The sequence below is a fragment of the Nitrobacter vulgaris genome (assembly GCF_002028545.1).
GTDB classification, from domain to species: domain Bacteria; phylum Pseudomonadota; class Alphaproteobacteria; order Rhizobiales; family Xanthobacteraceae; genus Nitrobacter; species Nitrobacter vulgaris.
The window spans coordinates 52,695-68,410 of the sequence record NZ_MWPQ01000054.1 but is presented as its reverse complement, the minus strand read 5'-3'; the positions used below and the strand labels follow the sequence as shown (position 1 = coordinate 68,410).

Genomic DNA, 15,716 nt, shown 5'->3' with positions numbered 1-15,716 from the left:
AGCTTCTGATCCGCAATCCTCACGCGAGTTGCGCCAGGATAAACTGCCAGCCCGAAGTTTCATCGGAACCAATCCGGAGGGGAACCCATTGTCCTTTGCAAACGAAGGAGTTCTCCAATGACCAACCCGAATGAGAAAAATCCGGACCAGAAGCGTGATCAAGGCCAAAAGGCAGGCCAGCACACGGAAACCAAGCAGAAGTCCGAAATCCGGAAGGGTGTCCAGGAAGATATGCCTGACAACAAGCCTCAGGGCCAAGAGAAAACCGGATACAGCGGCGGCACCTGATAGGCTGCTTTAGCCATGGTAAAGGTCGCAGCCATGGTAAGGGCCGCCCCAACGGGCGGCCTTTTTCTTATAGGAGTTTATGTCGCTTGAGATGGGAAGATTTTATCAAAGTTGGAAAAAAGGAACCTGCGAGCAAAGTTCGGTCTCGCTGCTTGCAGCATATGAGATCAAGAAGTTGTCGGCTTGCGCTCGCCAGCTGCCAAGATGAAATGCGCCTAGGCGTCACGTGTTAACTTGTCGAGAGTGATCGGAAGGTCTCTCACACGTTTGCCTGTGGCATGATAAACCGCGTTGGCAATCGCCGCGGGAACGCCGACGATGCCGATCTCGCCCAGCCCCTTGATGCCCATCGGGTTGACGATGTCGTCCTGCTCATCGACGAAGATCACCTCGATGTTGTGGACGTCGGCATTCACCGGCACATGATACTCGGCGATATTGGCATTCATGATCCGGCCGAAGCGGTGGTCGACGAGCGTCTCCTCGTGCAAAGCCATACCCATGCCCCAGATCATACCGCCCATCACCTGACTGTGCGCGGTCTTAAGGTTGAGGATACGTCCCGCAGCGACCGCGCCGACGAGCCGAGTGACGCGTATGACCCCCAACTGCTCGTCTACTTTTACTTCGGCAAAGATTGCTGAATGGGTGTTGTGGGCGTGCTTGCCTCCCTTCTTAAACTTTGTGGCCTTTTCCTGAGTGACGCGCTCGATACCGGCGTGACGCATGGCGTCGGCGACCATGACGGTGCTGCGCGGATTCTTCTTGGACATGATCGAGCCGTTGGTCAGCATCACATCGTCGGCCAGCGCGCCTTTCAGCGCCGAGTTCGGCATGGCCTGCGCCATCTTCAGGAGTTCGTCGCGGATGGCGTTACTGGTGGTGACGATGCCGTTCGACACCGACGCGGCGATCCACGACCCTCCTTCGACAGGAGACGGTGGCAACGTCGAGTCACCGAGCTTGACAGTGATGTTATCGATCGGAAGGCCGAGCATATCGGCGGCGACCTGTGCCATGATCGTATAGGTTCCGGTCCCGATGTCCGACGTCGCGCACGCCACTTCGGCGTGGCCGTTTCCAGTCAGCGTGATCCGCACCGTGATAGGCACCTGCAGCGCTTCCCAGATGCCCGTGGCCATGCCCCAGCCGATCAGATCGTTACCGTCACGCATCGATCGAGGCTCGAAACTGCGTTTGTTCCAGCCGAACGCCTCCGCACCTTGGCTGTAACATTCGCGCAGGTTCTTGCTGCTGAAGGGCAGGCCGGTAGACTGGTCGCTGTCCGAATAACACTTCAGCCGCAGTTCGAGCGGATCCATCTTCAGCGCAACCGCAAGTTCGTCCATCGCCGCTTCGAGCGCGTAAACGCCGGTTGCCGCGCTCGGCGCGCGCATGTCGCACGCTGTCGGAAGATCGAGGCGGACTAGGCTGTGCGCGTAACTGGCGGCTTCGCTCTTGTAGAGCAGACCGGACCATGTCGTCTCATTGCGATGAAAGTCCTCGTATTGCGACGTCATTGTGGTGGCGTCGTGTGTGATCGCATTCAGCGTGCCGTCCGGTTTTGCGCCGAGCTGGATGCGCTGAATCATCGCCGGGCGATAGCCGATCATGTACATTTGCTGCCGCGTCAGGACGAGGCGGACCGAGCGTTTGAGTGCGCGGGCGCCTAGCACCGCGAGCACCACCTGATACTGCGGCCGCAGACCGGAGCCGAAGCCGCCGCCCATGAACGGCGACATCACCCTGATTTCGTCGGGCTTGGTCTCGAACACGCCGCATAGATAGCGCTGAACGTTCTGCACCCCTTGCGTCTTGTCGTAAACCGTGAGCTTGCCGTCGTGCCACACGGCGGTCGATGCGAACAGCTCCATCGGATTGTGATGCTCGATGGGCACGGAATAGTCGGCCTGATGCTTGATATCCGACGTTGCGAACGCCTTGGCCGCGTCGCCACGCGGTTTGGCCGGTGGATCGAGCGCAACGGCGTTGCCGAGTTGGCGCTCCAGATCGGTGACATGCGGTTGCTCGTCGTAGTCGACCTTCACGAGAGACGCTGCATAAGTCGCGGTCTCGAAATCCTCCGCCAGCACCAGCGCAACCGGCTGGCCGTTGAATTTGATTTCGCCGTCATAAAGCGGACGATAGGGCGAGCCTTCGGGCGCGACATCATCCTCGTATGCCTTGTCGCTATCGGCCATCGGCGGCCGATTCTCATGGGTGAGAATGACGAGGACGCCATCCACCTTCATGGCTTCGTTGGTGTCGATCCGCCTGATACGGCCTTTGGCGATGGTCGACGTGACCACGCTGCCATGTGCAAGATCGGGTGCGTCGTACTCGCCGGCGTAACGAGCGGCGCCGGTGACTTTGTCGCGTCCATCGACGCGCAATGTCGCCGTACCGATATAGGTCGTCATGGCTGTGCTCGATGGATGGGGGTGAAGCACCGGCTCATGCGATTTTCTTATCGGATTGAGATTGCGGTGTACCGTTCGCGGCTTGCGTCAGCGCTCGGGTGATGACTCGACGGGCGAGGCCGATCTTGAAGGTGTTGTGGCCGAAACCCTTGGCCTCGTGCAAAACGATGTCGGCCGCGCGAGCGAAGGCATCGTGAGTGGGGGGCTGTCCGTTCAACGCCGCTTCGGCTTCCGGATTCCGCCACGGTTTATGGGCAACGCCGCCGAGCGCCAGTCGCGCGTCGCGAATCGTTCCGTTATCCATCTTGAGAGCTGCCGCGACAGAGACCAGCGCGAAGGCATAGGACAGACGATCCCGGATCTTGAGATAGGTATAGTGCGTGTTGAAGCCCTGCGCCGGCAATTCGATGGCCGTGATGATTTCTTTCGGGTCGAGATTGGTGTCACGCTGCGGCGTATCGCCGGGCAGGCGATGGAAATCCACCATTGCAATGGCGCGCTCACCATTGGGGCCGGCGACATGCACCTTGGCATCAAGCGCCGCCAGCGCGACGCACATGTCGGAGGGATGGGTGGCGATGCAGGCATCGCTGGTGCCAAGGATCGCATTGATCCGGTTGATGCCGTCTTTTGCCGAACAGCCAGAACGGGGATCTCGTTTGTTGCATGGTGTCGCGACATCATAGAAATAGAAGCATCTGGTCCGCTGCAGCAGGTTGCCGCCGGTGGACGCCATGTTGCGCAGTTGAGCCGAGGCGCCGGCGAGGATAGCGCTTGAGAGCAGCGGATAACGTTCCGTCACCAGTGGGTGCCAGGCGAGGTCAGAATTCGGCACCAGCGCACCGATGCGCAGGCCGCCGGCAGTCGTTTCCTCGACTTTGGCGAGAGGAAGGTGCGAAATGTCGATCAGCCGGCTGGGTTGTTCGACGTCATATTTCATCAGGTCGATGAGATTGGTGCCACCGGCAATAAACTTTGCCGAGGCATCGGCCGCAATCTGGCTCAGGGCGTCAGCAACATCCGTTGCCCGCGAGTACTGGAAATTGTTCATGACGCATCCATGGCCTGCTGAATCGCAGCGACGATGTTCGGATAGGCCGCGCAGCGGCAGATGTTTCCGCTCATCAGTTCGCGAATGTCATCGGGCGTCTTCGCCTTGCCTTCGGCGATCAGGCCGACCGCCGAGCAAATCTGCCCCGGTGTGCAGTAACCGCACTGGAATGCGTCGTGATCGATGAAAGCCTGCTGCACGGGATGGAGGACGCCATCAGTCGCAAGACCTTCGATGGTGGTTACCTCGGCACCGTCCTTCATCACCGCAAGCGTCAGGCAGGAATTGATCCGTCGGCCGTCAACCAGCACTGTACAGGCACCGCATTGACCGTGGTCGCAGCCTTTCTTGGTACCCATGAGGCCAAGGCGATCTCGCAATGCATCGAGCAACGTTGTCCAAGGAGCAATATCGAGCTTTTCCTTGGTGCCGTTGACGGTCAGTTCAATGGTGATCAAGCCGGGAAACGAAACGGTTGCCGGAGCGGTGTTTGACCGAGCCATCCGATACCCCCGCCAGTAAAGAAGGACGGGCTATAACGCGATCCCGCCGCACATGTTCCCACAGGGGATAATCCCTTGCGTGCCCGGACCGGCTACTCCGGCATGTCGCGATGCCGGCCAGTCGTTCACGCGGATATTAAACGATTTTGAATGCCGCACGTCGTCGCGTTCAGGCTTGCGTCGTTTACCGCACCGGCAACGGCGGCCGGGGAGCGCTGTCGTCACCAGGCTGTGCCGGAAGTCGGGCGGGTACCGGCGCTTGGGACGGAATGTAGGCGTCGCGTTGCGGGGGGATCCGGCTTTCGGTCGCCGGTGGCGGCGAAGGGGACGGAAGAGGAGGATTGTATGTTGCCGCTTGAGGCGAGGGGCGTTGTGGCCGTGGCGGAACAGACTTAGCCCGGTGCTGCACGGGGGGCTTGGGGTGAGCCTCGCGCTCTGCGGCCGCTGCGATCTCTCGGCGCAGTTGCTGCTGGCTGGCTTTCAAATCCTCGACCGCGCTTTTCAGCGCAGCAATCTCGCTTGCGTTTGCCTCAAGCGACTGTGCAATTTCGGCCGGAAGCGCAGCTTGAGTTGGTGCAGCTTGCGTCGGGGGCGTGATGGGATCCGTTGACGGTGTTGATGGCTGGGCTGCGGTCGCAGTCTCTTGCGCAGGTTCCGCTTCGGCATTTGGTTGAGGCGCGGCGGCTTGGGTCGCCGTATCCTGCGCTTCAACTGCATTTACGCCCTGCGTAGAGGCGGGAGCCTCCATTGAAAGGTGCGGTATAAGAGTCGAAAGCCTCTGTTTGGCCTCTTCACCATAGGAATGCCAGGCCACGCTTGCGGCAACGCCGATACAGATGGCTGACAGTACGGTTAAGACACCGCGATAAGACCGTGCGCGGGGGATATCTTTTAGGAGTGCGTCAACGTTGTCGTTCGACGGCGCAGGGTGGAACGAGGGTTCGCTTGCCGGCAGGGATGGTGCGGTCGATAGCGACGTCTCTTCAACCTGTGACGGCTCGTGATTGGCTTCAATTTGAGGATCACGCGTGATTCGCGGCGCCAAGTCGCGAAGTTGCGCGGCTATCGCGTCGTGCGGATCGGCTTGAGGACCAGCAGGTTGTGATCTGAATAGCATTTGAGTTCCAGGTTACAATGTTGCGCGGCCGGATTCCGGCTGGTCTATATGTCGAGATGAAGGCTTTGGGTTTGACCTCAGCAAGGCGGCAAGATGAAAAGTGTAAGGCAGGGAAGCCAAGGTGACTGCCTCTCAGTGCTTCCCATACTTGCCTAAGAGTTAACGGCGCTGGCGGACGTCCCTGATAGGCCGATGTTGCGTTGCACAATTTTTCAGCACCGTCTGCTTCCGTAGCGAGCGATCCTGCCCGGTCGTTTTTGGGAGCGGTCGATCTCCGCAATGTTCTGAGGGCAGCGTAGTGCATTTTCAGGATTGGCACGAGTCTTGCGTTAGTGATCCGCGACGGCTCTCGCTATCTAAGGACGACGGAGCAAAATCAAGATGAACAAGAAAGAGAAGCTCGTCATCGTCGGCGCAGGTATGGCCTCCGGACGGATGCTCGAGCACCTATTCGAAGCTGACCCGGAACGTTTCGACATTACCCTTTTTGGAGCGGAGCCGCGCGGAAATTACAACCGTATCATGTTGTCGCCTGTGCTGGCAGGCGAGAAGTCGTTCGATCAGATCGTTACGCATGATGCGGCTTGGTATGACGCCCACCAGATCAAATGCCGCTTCGACGAGACGATTACGCGCATCGATCGTGCGGCGAAGACGGTGCACTCGGCGAGCAGCGAAACTCCTTACGACAGGCTAGTGATTGCGACCGGATCCGCTCCCTTTATGATTCCCGTTGCCGGGCGGGACTTGCCGGGTGTCATGGCATTTCGCGACTATGACGATGTCCAGGCGATGGTGGCCGCAGCCAAGAAAAAGGACGCCAAGGCTGTCGTCATCGGTGGCGGTCTGCTCGGACTGGAGGCCGCGGCGGCGCTCAGGCTCCATGGTATGGAGGTGGTGGTCCTGCATCTGATGGGCCACCTGATGGAGCGCCAGCTGGACGCGGCGGCGGGCTATCTCTTGCAGAAGGAACTGGAGAGCCGCGGCATCAAAATTCACTGCAAGGCACAGACCAACGCGATCCTCGGCCACGGGCGCACCGAAGCGGTGCTGCTCGATGACGGCACCCTTTATCCGGCGGATATCGTGGTGATGGCGGTCGGCATCCGCCCGGAGGCGCGGATCGCAACCGATGCGGGCCTCCATGTTGAGCGCGGCATCGTCGTGGACGACCAGATGCTGACCTCTGATAAGAATGTCCTCGCCCTCGGCGAATGCTGCGAGCACAACAACATTTGCTATGGCCTCGTCGCGCCGCTCTATGACATGGCCAAGGTCGCGGCGAAGACTTTGACAGGAGTCGAAGCGACGTTCCGCAGCGTCGAAACAGCGACCCAGTTAAAGGTGACCGGGGTGAGCCTTTACTCGGCGGGCGACTTCACCGACGCGCCTGATCGGGAAGATATCGTGCTGCGGAATTCGGGCGCGGGAGTCTACAAGCGGCTTGTGCTGAAGGACAACCGCATTGTCGGCGTGGTCCTTTACGGCGAGACCGCGGACGGCGCCTGGTACTTTGATATGCTGCGCAAGGGGACAGATGTCTCGGAGATGCGCGAGACGCTGATTTTCGGTCAATCCCGTCAGGGGAGCACGTCCCTCGATCCTATGGCGGCGGTCGCAGCCTTGCCGGATGATGCCGAAATCTGCGGCTGCAACGGCGTCTGCAAGGGCAAGATCGTCTCGGCCATCACTGCCAAAGGCCTGACGTCGCTCGACGACGTGCGCGCCCACACAAAAGCATCCGCATCCTGCGGCTCCTGCACGGGTCTCGTCGAACAACTCATGACGCTGACGCTCGGCGACGGCTACAATCCCGGCGCCGTACAGCCCGTGTGTGGTTGCACCACGCTCGGACATGGCGATGTCCGCCGGCTTATCAAGGCGAAGAGTTTGAAGACCATTCCTGCCGTCATGCAGGAACTGGAATGGAAGACTTCATGCGGCTGCGCAAAGTGCCGGCCGGCGCTCAACTACTATCTCGTATGCGACTGGCCGGACGAATACGCCGATGACTATCAGTCGCGTTTCGTCAACGAGCGCGTCCATGCCAACATTCAGAAGGATGGTACCTATTCGGTTGTGCCGCGCATGTGGGGTGGCGTCACCAGTGCGAAGGAATTGCGCGCCATCGCCGACGTGGTCGATAAATTCCACATTCCCACCGTGAAGGTCACGGGCGGCCAGCGCGTCGACATGTTGGGCGTCAGGAAGGAAGACCTGCCTGCGGTGTGGGCTGATCTCGGCAAGGCCGGCTTTGTCTCGGGTCATGCCTATGCCAAGGGCTTGCGCACAGTAAAAACCTGTGTTGGCACCGACTGGTGCCGCTTCGGCACGCAGGACTCAACCGGGCTCGGCATCCGCATCGAGAAATTTATGTGGGGCTCGTGGACTCCAGCCAAGGTCAAGATGGCGGTCTCGGGTTGTCCGCGCAACTGCGCCGAGGCGACTTGCAAGGATGTCGGCGTGATCTGCGTCGACTCCGGCTATGAGATCCATTTCGCCGGCGCGGCGGGCCTCGACATCAAGGGCACGGAGGTTCTGGGTGTCGTAAAGACCGAGGATGAAGCGCTGGAGCATATCGTAGCGCTCGTCCAGATGTACCGCGAGCAGGCCTACTATCTCGAGCGCATCTACAAATGGGCGAAGCGCGTCGGCCTTGACGAGATCCGCCGCCAGATTCTGGAGGACCCCCAGAAGCGCAATGACTATTTCGATCGCTTCGACTTCAGTCGGAAATTCGCTCAGGTCGATCCGTGGTCTGAACGCGTGTCTGGCAAGGACAAGCACGAATTCCGGCCGATGGCGACTATCGGTTTTCCGGTTGCGGCGGGGGGAGCACGATGAGCTGGATTGCTATTGGCCAAACGGCAGATATCCCTCTTCGCGGTGCGCGCTGTGTGGCGACGCCGCAGGGGCGGATTGCGGTGTTCCGCACTATCGAAAATCGCTTCTTCGCTATCGAGGACCGCTGTCCCCACAAGGGAGGCCCGCTTAGCCAGGGGATCGTGCACGGCGCTCAGGTCACCTGTCCGCTGCATAACTGGGTCATCTCGCTCGAGACAGGCATGGCTGTTGGGGCCGACGAGGGTTCTGTACGCACCTTTGCGCTGAAGGTGGAGGGCGGAAAGCTCCTGATCTCCTCAGAAGCACTCGTCAGCATGACCGCATGACGCGAAGAGATTTTGCTGAGCAGCGTTAGATACTCCGTTCGACCGGGAGAGCGTGAACTCGATTCCTCGCGCTCCAGCCAACCCGTCCGCTCATTCTTAACCTCTGAAGACCCGAAAAAGTCACCATACGGGGCTTTTATGTCTTCGGCGTTCCTCTTGACGAAGCTCAGGTCGAGACTATTGACCGCGACTGGGTGCACCCTGGTTGTAGATCGCGTGTTGCTGGAGGAGCGTCATATGCCATTCTACGTTCGCGTATCCGCTAAGACGGCTGTGAACCGGCCACAAATGCATGGGACGGGGGTGAATTGGTTTCAAAAGCAAAAGGACAAGCAATGACCGTCGCCAAGAACACGATCTGTCTATGGTACGACAAGGACGCCGAGACTGCAGCCCGGTTTTACGCCGAGACTTTTCCTGACAGCTCGGTAAGTGCCATCCACCGTGCTCCCAGCGATTACCCATCCGGTAAGGCTGGCGACGTACTGACAGTCGAATTCACAGTGGCCGGTATCCCCTGTCTGGGGCTCAATGGCGGACCTGCGTTCAAACATAACGAAGCCTTCTCATTCCAGATCGCCACGGACGATCAGCAAGAAACCGACCGCTATTGGAACGCCATCGTCGGCAATGGCGGTCAGGAAAGTGCTTGCGGTTGGTGCAAGGACAAATGGGGCATCTCCTGGCAGATCACGCCGCGCGTGCTGACCGAGGCGCTGGCGGCCGGCGGCGCTGAAGCAAAACGCGCGTTTGATGCGATGATGCATATGAAGAAAATCGATGTTGCCGCGATCAAGGCGGCTAGGGGCGGTTGATGGTCCTACGGAGACCTTGCATCACTGGTTTTGACCGCAAGGGGACCGGCTCATTCCAGCCACCACTCATTCGACGTGCCCATGCCCTCAATGAGATGCCAGCGCCTGATCCGCTCCGGCGTCAGGGACGCATAGAACCGCTCCCACGCGGTCCTGAATTCGTCCTTCGCGGCCTCAAGGCTAGCAGCCGTGCCGCTGCACCACGGCGGGATAGGAAGAGGCGGATTGATGCGCCACTCCCACGCGGCGACACCCTGCCGTGACCGTTCCCCCGCAAGCCTGATCCGACCGACCGATCGGCCGTCGTGGATCACGCAATAGTCGTCTGTCAACTTGTCGCCGGCGTTGAGAGTAGGGCGGAGGGAAAGGTCCATGGCCCGAATCTAGGGCGAACGTCCCGGAATCATAGGGCTGGAACCGCCATCAGGAAGCTGGTTGAGTCATTTATCCCGCTCAAATCCCACGACAGCGTCCAGGTTTTCCGGAGCCAGCTTTTCTTCTGCAACCCAACCATCGCCTTCGCGCCTAAAATCACCGGGGTGGACATTTTTGGCGTTGAGAGGTTCAAAGTCTGCCGGGAGCGTCCCGACACGACGACCGTGGTGCATAACTGGGACACGTTCGATACCCAGCCATTGGATGAGATTATCCGCTCCAAATTGCGCCACAGCGTTTTCATCGAGCGTCACGTAACGACCGTCGTCTAACTGATACGTGATGGTCCCGCGTCTTTGGTCTTCTTTTTCGATCCTTTTCATCTTTCCATCCTGCCTGAATGCATCAGGACTAAACCGCAATGAGGGTGGAAAGTTCTCGCAATATTCGGGTTTTCAGATGAGCTTCATTCCTATCAGTAGGTCGCGTTTCGGCAATCACCGTCAAGGCGGGGAATGCGTTCAGGAATAAAAAGGCCTGGATTGTCCCGCCTTTTCGATCTCTTCGTCGACAACTTTTTTAAGCAGGTAGAGCGCGGTTTCCTCGTACGATAAGTCCGGCAATTTCTTGATCGCCGGCACCGCAGCCGTGAAGTTCTCAGGAAACAGTCGGACTAAATCGTCACTTTTGTCGGCTTCATAGTCTGCCGAGTATATCCGTCTTTTTCCCCGGTATTTGATGAAGCCAGTGATCTGGTCTTCGTTGGTCATGGTCGTACCTTCCGTTCGGCTTGTCCCGGATCAATAATAGCCTCCCTCTCTTGGTGATCTCAATGGCGTTTGCTCGGTTGGCGATCATTGATCGTGGGATGCCGACGCTTGCACTGCAGCTAACTACGGCTCTATCAAAGCGGCCGCCGGCGTTTTGTGCATACGAAAAGCAGGTGCCTCAAGCCGGCACTCACCTCGAACGGGATCCCGCGGGGAAGTTCGGGAGTCTCCATTCGAAGCAAGGGTCTTAAGGTTCAAGCAAGCGCGAGCAGGCCCGGCAGCCCGCCGGATCGATCACCTAGTCAATGATCTCGACCACGCTATGCGTCCGCGGATCGACCAGCACGGTTTGGTCGTTCACAACGGTGTATCGATAGTGCGGCGCACCATATTCGGCAGGCACCTCGTAGTAGGTGAGGCCGCTATCCGGCAGGACTACGCCAACATGCACCGGTTCACGATAATGAAATGAAGGATGATGCTGCTCGACCACGTATTGCCGGAAGCGCGGACGCTGATCGATGCCGAGCACGCCGGCTACACCGCCAGTAACGGCCCCGACGGCCCCACCGACCACGGCACCGACCGGACCCGCTGCTCGATCACCTTCGCGCGCGCCATGTTCCATGCCTCCAATCACACCCTGGGCCATGACCGATGCGGGCAATATCAACGCAACTGAAATCGCTGCGGCTCTGATCAACGAACGGGCCATAAATTTTTCCTCCGACCTTTAAACACGGGGAGCAAAGTCGGAGATCGTCGTTTTCGTTCCACCGATCCGAGCTCAAAAAAGGCTCGAAAAAAGGCGTTCATTTGGAACGAAACCTGGGGTCTTCTGCGAGTTGATGGGGAAGGTCATCACTCGCAGACAGGCCATGAGTGGCATGTTGAGCTCATTCCGATCCTAGGGCCCGCGTGCCTTGGTTGGCTCACACTCCGCTTCGGCATCAGCCGACTAACGGAATGGGTGACGTGAACTGGCCGCGCTACAATTCGCGCGACCAGTAGATCAATGTCGATGAGTCCGCCCGCCTACCTCTTGTTTCTCTTCTTCTTCTTATGTTTCGTCGTATGATACTGTTTCGTATGATAGCCGTCTGTGTCGGACACATGCGGTGTTTGGGACCTGCTTACTCCCCTGGCGGTGCTGGCTCCGTGCTCCGCGACGGTGGGCACTCCGCTCCGCGGATGAGCGCCACCGTCGACATTGTCGGCCAACGAAGCGGAAGCCGAACCAAAAGCCAGCCCGATGCCCAGGGCAGCTACTGCAATTGCGTTTTTCATTATTCACTCCAATGTTGGTATCGCAGGAAATATATAGCTCGGACCGCAGCGTTCCAGATAGGGTGCATATTTAGGCTGTCGCTGAACATCAACGGCCCAGTCGCGTGGACCTGTCCGGGTATCTGCTGCGGCTGTGAAATGGCATACCAACAGCTCCGTTTACCAATCGGATATCAACGGGAATGGAGGGGGATTGCCACTCAGCGATGTGGGAAGTGTCCGTGTATTTGCTGATCAGAATCGGACCTGAGCGAACGGTAGCGGAGAAGCTTCTGTTGCTCTGGCCGGAAACGAGTTATTTGATAACTATCTGATTATATTTGATTATTATTTATAATAACCTTTCCGTCTGGCTGGCGACGACAATGCAAAAGAGGGCCAGCAACGGACGCTACGGATTCCCAGATTTCATTTGGAGCCTGATATCGGCCAAGCCACTCAGCTCGCTTTCGGCTTTGAGGCGGCTGCAGTTCTCGGGCGCTTGGCTCAGCGTGAGTGATCGCGTGTGGCCACGCCCTTCGCCTTCTTCTTCAGGCTGGTCTCCTTGGCGTCCGATGCCGCCTGTTTTGTACCGCCGCTATGCTTCGCATATTCCTGGCCGTCGACCGGTGCGACATGCGGCGGGTCCCTGCCGAGATATGGGCGTCCGATTCCGAACTCCTTCCCGTGCGCATCAACCCACTTCCAGAATTTTTCCGAGGAAGCAAATCGCTGGTTGCGCGTTCCGCCTTCGACGCTCACCACATCGGCCGCGAGCCCATGCCCATAACCACCGCGCAAGCTGCCGCCATGATACGACCTGTTGCTCGCCGCCTTGAGGCCGCTTGCGATCGATTGGCGGTAGTCGTCACGGAATGCGCTGGTGATGCCCGGCGAAAGCCCGGCTGCCTCCGCCGCATGAAACATACGAAACAATTTTAGTTTGAAGCTCCGGTCCATGCCGCCGATCACATAGTCCATCATGGACATGCCGACGCGTTCCGCCGCCTTGGGATCCTTCCACCCGAAATTTTGATCGACAAGCTTGGTGAAGGCTCTGGAAACACTCACCCTCTTGCCCTTCCTCTTGATCGTGACGCTCTTCCATTCACGTATCCTGATAGTATCTTCCTTGGGCGTGCGCTGATAAAGCGCCCACAGATAGCGATCGACGCAGATGTCCACGACCTGGCACTTGTCGACCATCTCGATGGACTTCGTGGCTTTGTTGATATCGACAGGTTCGATATCCGATGGATTCACGCTTGCGATTTGCACGGACGCTGGTTCGGCAGGCGAGATTTCGACAGGTGCCATCGGTTCGTGGGCGATATCTCCCGCAAGCGAGAGTTCGGTCATCGCCACATGAGATATCAAAGGGGGTTGCAGATCGGTTTGACTCAGATCGTGACGAGACATTGAACTCGGCTGCAACGCCTTGGTGAGTTCCTGTGCAGCGGAGGAAGAAGGCGTGCTGATAGTGATCGGTGTCGCCCCGCCCGTGGTCTGGCGTGCCTCTGATCCCATCGCAAGCAGAGCGTAAATGCCTGCCGCGAAAACGACCCATAGCAAGGCGGGCGTCAGCGTTGAAAGTTGCCGCGGGTTCATCATGCCAGCCTCATCGGAACCGGATTACATAGCCGAGGATGTGGACGCGACGATTGTTTCGGGAAGGAAATAGCCGCGCAATGGCGCAACCGGGCAGACCGTGTCCTTTTCCCCGAAGTGTTGCCTGTGTGCAACTGAAGGCTTGCGAACGCTCTCTGTCCGTTTTGTGCCAATTTCAGCTGCGAGCATGCTTGTTTTTCACGAGTCGGCTATCTGTGAGGTCGGTCACGGCAGCGGACATGCGTTGCGACGGGGAATGGAATGGTGAATCGATTGACGTTGGTGCGATCTACGGTGGCGATGCACCATTGGGGACGTTCGGCCGTCGTGATGTTCGCGGCGATGGCCGCGCTGATCGCACCGATTGCTGAAGCCACGGCGAAACAGGCGCGCCGCGCGCAACCCGCCGAGACCACGGCGCCGCGCGAAGCCGGCGAGCCGATCATGGCAATTGTGTCCATCAAGAGCCAGCAGGTCACGTTCTATGACACCGAGGGCTGGATCCTGCGCGCCCCGGTATCGACCGGCATCAAGGAGCGCGAGACGCCGGCCGGCGTCTTCGCCATCGTAGAGAAGGACAAGGACCACCACTCGAGCATGTATGACGATGCCTGGATGCCGAACATGCTGCGCATCACCTGGAACGGCCTTGCATTGCATGGCGGGCCATTGCCTGGTCATGCGGCCTCACATGGCTGCGTGCGAATGCCCTATGGCTTTGCGGAGAAGCTGTTCGACAAGACGCGGATCGGGATGCGCGTGATCATCTCGCCGGACGATGCGGCCCCGGTCAACTTTTCTCACCCGACGCTATCGCTCTTCATGCCGAAGGCGGAAATCGTCGCAGATGCTCCGGCGACTGCCGAGAGACTCGCCCGCGAAGCCGCCGAGGCTGCCAAGGCGGCCGATGAGGCCAAAAAGACTGCGGCCACAGCGGCTCGCGAGTTGGCACCGCTCGCAGCGTCTCTGCGCAAGCTGGAGCGAATCAAAGTCCGGGCCGACGCCGCAGTTGTATCCGCCGACAAGGCGCTGGCCGCGGCCAAGACCGATCAAGCCAGGACGAAGGCTGAAGACCGCAAGCAAAAGGCCGTTGCCAAAGCGGCGGAGTTGGCGACCCAGTTAGACACCGCCAAGGCAGACGCGAAATCAAAGCTCGACACAGCCAACGCCGCAAAGGAAGCGGCCAAGGCGGCTCAGACAAAAAAGGGCGGCATCGCCAAGGCGGCGCTCGACGCGAAGCTCGCGCTCGAGCCGGTCTCGATCTACATCAGCCGAGCGACGCAAACGCTTTACGTTCGGCGCAACACACATGAACCGGCGCCCGACGGAGGCGGCGAGGTATTCGATGCAACCATCGAGGTCCCGGTCACGATCCGCGATCCCGGCACACCACTGGGCACGCATGTGTTCACGGCGGTGGCGCGCAACGATGCGGGCCTGCGTTGGACCGCCGTCACGATCGAGACTGGGGATGACGCCAAAAACGCGCTCGACCGCATCACCATCCCGAAGGAAGTCCTCGATCGCATCGCGCCGGCCGCGTTGCCGCGATCCTCAATCGTCGTCTCCGACGAGCCACTGAGCAAAGAGACAAACTATCGCACCGAGTTTGTTGCAGTGCTGAGCGACCAGCCACAGGGCGGCTTCATCACGCGCAAGCCGAGCGAGGTCGTCGTGGCGGACGATAGCGGCTGGAGCAACGATAGCCCGCAGGGAGACGACGGCTTCGGCTTCTTTTTCCAGCGCAGTCCGAATCCCAACCCGAGCAATACGCGCAGGGGCGGCGGTCAGTTCTTCCCTCCGATGCAAGGAGGCTGGTGGTAAGACGCGGCACGCTGCGTGTTGGCCCGGTTGTCCGCTTCGGGCCATTCGAATTGGGCATGTCCGCAGCATGTTCGGTTGGGCAACCGCAAACAACGCGCGGTAGAAGTCCTTGGGTGTATTGGACGCAGGAAAAGAAGCCGGTTCGGTTACGCAAAGCGTCCGGCGCTATGGGCAATCGATGTGTGAAGGTGCGCCGCTTTCAACGGAGGGCTAGCCTCGTAGCGGGTGCCGCCTATCTAAGAAAACAGGCTATCAGGAGCATGAAGATGAGCGACGATCATGAGCGGCAGATTCAGGAGATACTGGCGCGGTTCAGCGACGGCCCCGAAAGCACGGACGCGAAGGTGCAGCAGGTCAAGGATACCCTGGAGGCGTTCCTCGAGAGCGGACCCGGCACGCGGGAGGAGCGGCAGCTGATCGTGCTCGACAAGCTCCTTCTGATCGATGCTTCGTTCAATGACTTCCGGAGCAAGCGGAACTAGCCGCACAGGCGTGCGGTTATGGACGGG

General features: G+C 59.2%; 15 protein-coding genes. 6 read left to right on the top strand and 9 right to left on the bottom strand.

What is annotated here, in order from left to right; all coding sequences use genetic code 11:
• The first annotated feature begins 117 nt into the window (after positions 1 to 117).
• A complete protein-coding gene (locus B2M20_RS19805) occupies positions 118 to 288 on the top strand; it encodes a hypothetical protein (RefSeq protein ID WP_173816033.1) in 171 nt (56 codons plus the stop codon).
• Positions 289 to 503: 215 nt separating this feature from the next.
• Here B2M20_RS19805 and B2M20_RS15345 read toward each other — a convergent pair whose 3' ends face one another.
• The 4 genes from B2M20_RS15345 to B2M20_RS15330 all read right to left on the bottom strand — a co-directional run bounded on the left by B2M20_RS15345 (position 504) and on the right by B2M20_RS15330 (position 5,379).
• A complete protein-coding gene (locus B2M20_RS15345) occupies positions 504 to 2,708 on the bottom strand; it encodes a xanthine dehydrogenase family protein molybdopterin-binding subunit (RefSeq protein ID WP_079447912.1) in 2,205 nt (734 codons plus the stop codon).
• Positions 2,709 to 2,742: 34 nt separating this feature from the next.
• Positions 2,743 to 3,759, bottom strand: coding sequence for an FAD binding domain-containing protein (locus B2M20_RS15340; protein ID WP_079447911.1), 1,017 nt, complete (start codon positions 3,757 to 3,759; stop codon positions 2,743 to 2,745).
• The gene (locus tag B2M20_RS15335; protein WP_079447910.1) at positions 3,756 to 4,262 is read right to left on the bottom strand and encodes a (2Fe-2S)-binding protein; all 507 of its coding nucleotides are present in this window, start codon (positions 4,260 to 4,262) and stop codon (positions 3,756 to 3,758) included. The genes B2M20_RS15340 and B2M20_RS15335 overlap by 4 nt, the downstream gene beginning before the upstream one ends.
• 184 nt (positions 4,263 to 4,446) lie before the next feature.
• Positions 4,447 to 5,379 carry a hypothetical protein gene (locus B2M20_RS15330; RefSeq protein WP_079447909.1) on the bottom strand — a complete coding sequence of 311 codons (933 nt, stop codon included), beginning with the start codon at positions 5,377 to 5,379 and terminating at the stop codon, positions 4,447 to 4,449.
• A gap of 381 nt (positions 5,380 to 5,760) precedes the next feature.
• On the opposite strand from B2M20_RS15330, the gene nirB reads away from it, so the two are divergent.
• The 3 genes from nirB to B2M20_RS15310 all read left to right on the top strand — a co-directional run bounded on the left by nirB (position 5,761) and on the right by B2M20_RS15310 (position 9,364).
• The gene (nirB, locus tag B2M20_RS15325; RefSeq protein WP_079447908.1) at positions 5,761 to 8,223 is read left to right on the top strand and encodes a nitrite reductase large subunit NirB; all 2,463 of its coding nucleotides are present in this window, start codon (positions 5,761 to 5,763) and stop codon (positions 8,221 to 8,223) included.
• Positions 8,220 to 8,549, top strand: coding sequence for a nitrite reductase small subunit NirD (gene nirD, locus B2M20_RS15320; protein ID WP_079447907.1), 330 nt, complete (start codon positions 8,220 to 8,222; stop codon positions 8,547 to 8,549). Before nirB ends, nirD begins: the two co-directional genes overlap by 4 nt.
• 335 nt (positions 8,550 to 8,884) lie before the next feature.
• Positions 8,885 to 9,364: a VOC family protein gene (locus tag B2M20_RS15310; RefSeq protein WP_079447905.1), complete on the top strand. Its 480-nt coding sequence runs from the start codon at positions 8,885 to 8,887 to the stop codon at positions 9,362 to 9,364.
• Between the two features lie 50 nt (positions 9,365 to 9,414).
• On the opposite strand, the gene B2M20_RS15305 is transcribed toward B2M20_RS15310, so the two are convergent.
• The 5 genes from B2M20_RS15305 to B2M20_RS15280 form a co-directional block, all read right to left on the bottom strand.
• Positions 9,415 to 9,738 (bottom strand): hypothetical protein, encoded by a 324-nt coding sequence (locus tag B2M20_RS15305; protein ID WP_079447904.1) that lies wholly within the window; start codon positions 9,736 to 9,738, stop codon positions 9,415 to 9,417.
• Positions 9,739 to 9,804: 66 nt separating this feature from the next.
• The gene (locus tag B2M20_RS15300) at positions 9,805 to 10,122 is read right to left on the bottom strand and encodes a hypothetical protein (RefSeq protein ID WP_079447903.1); all 318 of its coding nucleotides are present in this window, start codon (positions 10,120 to 10,122) and stop codon (positions 9,805 to 9,807) included.
• A 138-nt stretch (positions 10,123 to 10,260) separates the two neighbouring features.
• Complete coding sequence (locus B2M20_RS15295) at positions 10,261 to 10,509, bottom strand: hypothetical protein (RefSeq protein ID WP_079447902.1); 249 nt, start codon at positions 10,507 to 10,509, stop codon at positions 10,261 to 10,263.
• A gap of 298 nt (positions 10,510 to 10,807) precedes the next feature.
• Entirely contained in the window at positions 10,808 to 11,224 is a 417-nt protein-coding gene (locus tag B2M20_RS15285) for a DUF1236 domain-containing protein (protein WP_079447900.1), read from the bottom strand.
• A gap of 1,058 nt (positions 11,225 to 12,282) precedes the next feature.
• Positions 12,283 to 13,383 (bottom strand): M15 family metallopeptidase domain-containing protein, encoded by a 1,101-nt coding sequence (locus B2M20_RS15280; RefSeq protein WP_079447982.1) that lies wholly within the window; start codon positions 13,381 to 13,383, stop codon positions 12,283 to 12,285.
• A gap of 261 nt (positions 13,384 to 13,644) precedes the next feature.
• Between B2M20_RS15280 and B2M20_RS15275 the strand changes: the two genes are divergently transcribed.
• Together B2M20_RS15275 and B2M20_RS15270 are read left to right on the top strand one after the other, a co-directional pair.
• Positions 13,645 to 15,207, top strand: coding sequence for a L,D-transpeptidase (locus B2M20_RS15275; protein WP_079447899.1), 1,563 nt, complete (start codon positions 13,645 to 13,647; stop codon positions 15,205 to 15,207).
• 266 nt (positions 15,208 to 15,473) lie between these two features.
• On the top strand, positions 15,474 to 15,689 hold the full coding sequence (locus B2M20_RS15270; RefSeq protein WP_139372926.1) for a hypothetical protein: 216 nt from the start codon (positions 15,474 to 15,476) through the stop codon (positions 15,687 to 15,689).
• Positions 15,690 to 15,716: the final 27 nt, after the last annotated feature.

What these genes read in the sequence shown, in the direction of transcription:
- B2M20_RS15330 (WP_079447909.1), bottom strand. Translation starts at nt 5,379, where the DNA reads ATGCTATTCAGATCACAACCTGCTGGTCCTCAAGCCGATCCGCACGAC.
- B2M20_RS15305 (WP_079447904.1), bottom strand. Translation starts at nt 9,738, where the DNA reads ATGGACCTTTCCCTCCGCCCTACTCTCAACGCCGGCGACAAGTTGACA.
- nirB (WP_079447908.1), top strand. Translation starts at nt 5,761, where the DNA reads ATGAACAAGAAAGAGAAGCTCGTCATCGTCGGCGCAGGTATGGCCTCC.
- B2M20_RS15310 (WP_079447905.1), top strand. Translation starts at nt 8,885, where the DNA reads ATGACCGTCGCCAAGAACACGATCTGTCTATGGTACGACAAGGACGCC.
- B2M20_RS15295 (WP_079447902.1), bottom strand. Translation starts at nt 10,509, where the DNA reads ATGACCAACGAAGACCAGATCACTGGCTTCATCAAATACCGGGGAAAA.
- B2M20_RS15285 (WP_079447900.1), bottom strand. Translation starts at nt 11,224, where the DNA reads ATGGCCCGTTCGTTGATCAGAGCCGCAGCGATTTCAGTTGCGTTGATA.
- B2M20_RS15275 (WP_079447899.1), top strand. Translation starts at nt 13,645, where the DNA reads ATGGTGAATCGATTGACGTTGGTGCGATCTACGGTGGCGATGCACCAT.
- B2M20_RS15280 (WP_079447982.1), bottom strand. Translation starts at nt 13,383, where the DNA reads ATGAACCCGCGGCAACTTTCAACGCTGACGCCCGCCTTGCTATGGGTC.
- B2M20_RS15335 (WP_079447910.1), bottom strand. Translation starts at nt 4,262, where the DNA reads ATGGCTCGGTCAAACACCGCTCCGGCAACCGTTTCGTTTCCCGGCTTG.
- B2M20_RS15270 (WP_139372926.1), top strand. Translation starts at nt 15,474, where the DNA reads ATGAGCGACGATCATGAGCGGCAGATTCAGGAGATACTGGCGCGGTTC.
- B2M20_RS15340 (WP_079447911.1), bottom strand. Translation starts at nt 3,759, where the DNA reads ATGAACAATTTCCAGTACTCGCGGGCAACGGATGTTGCTGACGCCCTG.
- B2M20_RS15345 (WP_079447912.1), bottom strand. Translation starts at nt 2,708, where the DNA reads ATGACGACCTATATCGGTACGGCGACATTGCGCGTCGATGGACGCGAC.
- B2M20_RS15300 (WP_079447903.1), bottom strand. Translation starts at nt 10,122, where the DNA reads ATGAAAAGGATCGAAAAAGAAGACCAAAGACGCGGGACCATCACGTAT.
- B2M20_RS19805 (WP_173816033.1), top strand. Translation starts at nt 118, where the DNA reads ATGACCAACCCGAATGAGAAAAATCCGGACCAGAAGCGTGATCAAGGC.
- nirD (WP_079447907.1), top strand. Translation starts at nt 8,220, where the DNA reads ATGAGCTGGATTGCTATTGGCCAAACGGCAGATATCCCTCTTCGCGGT.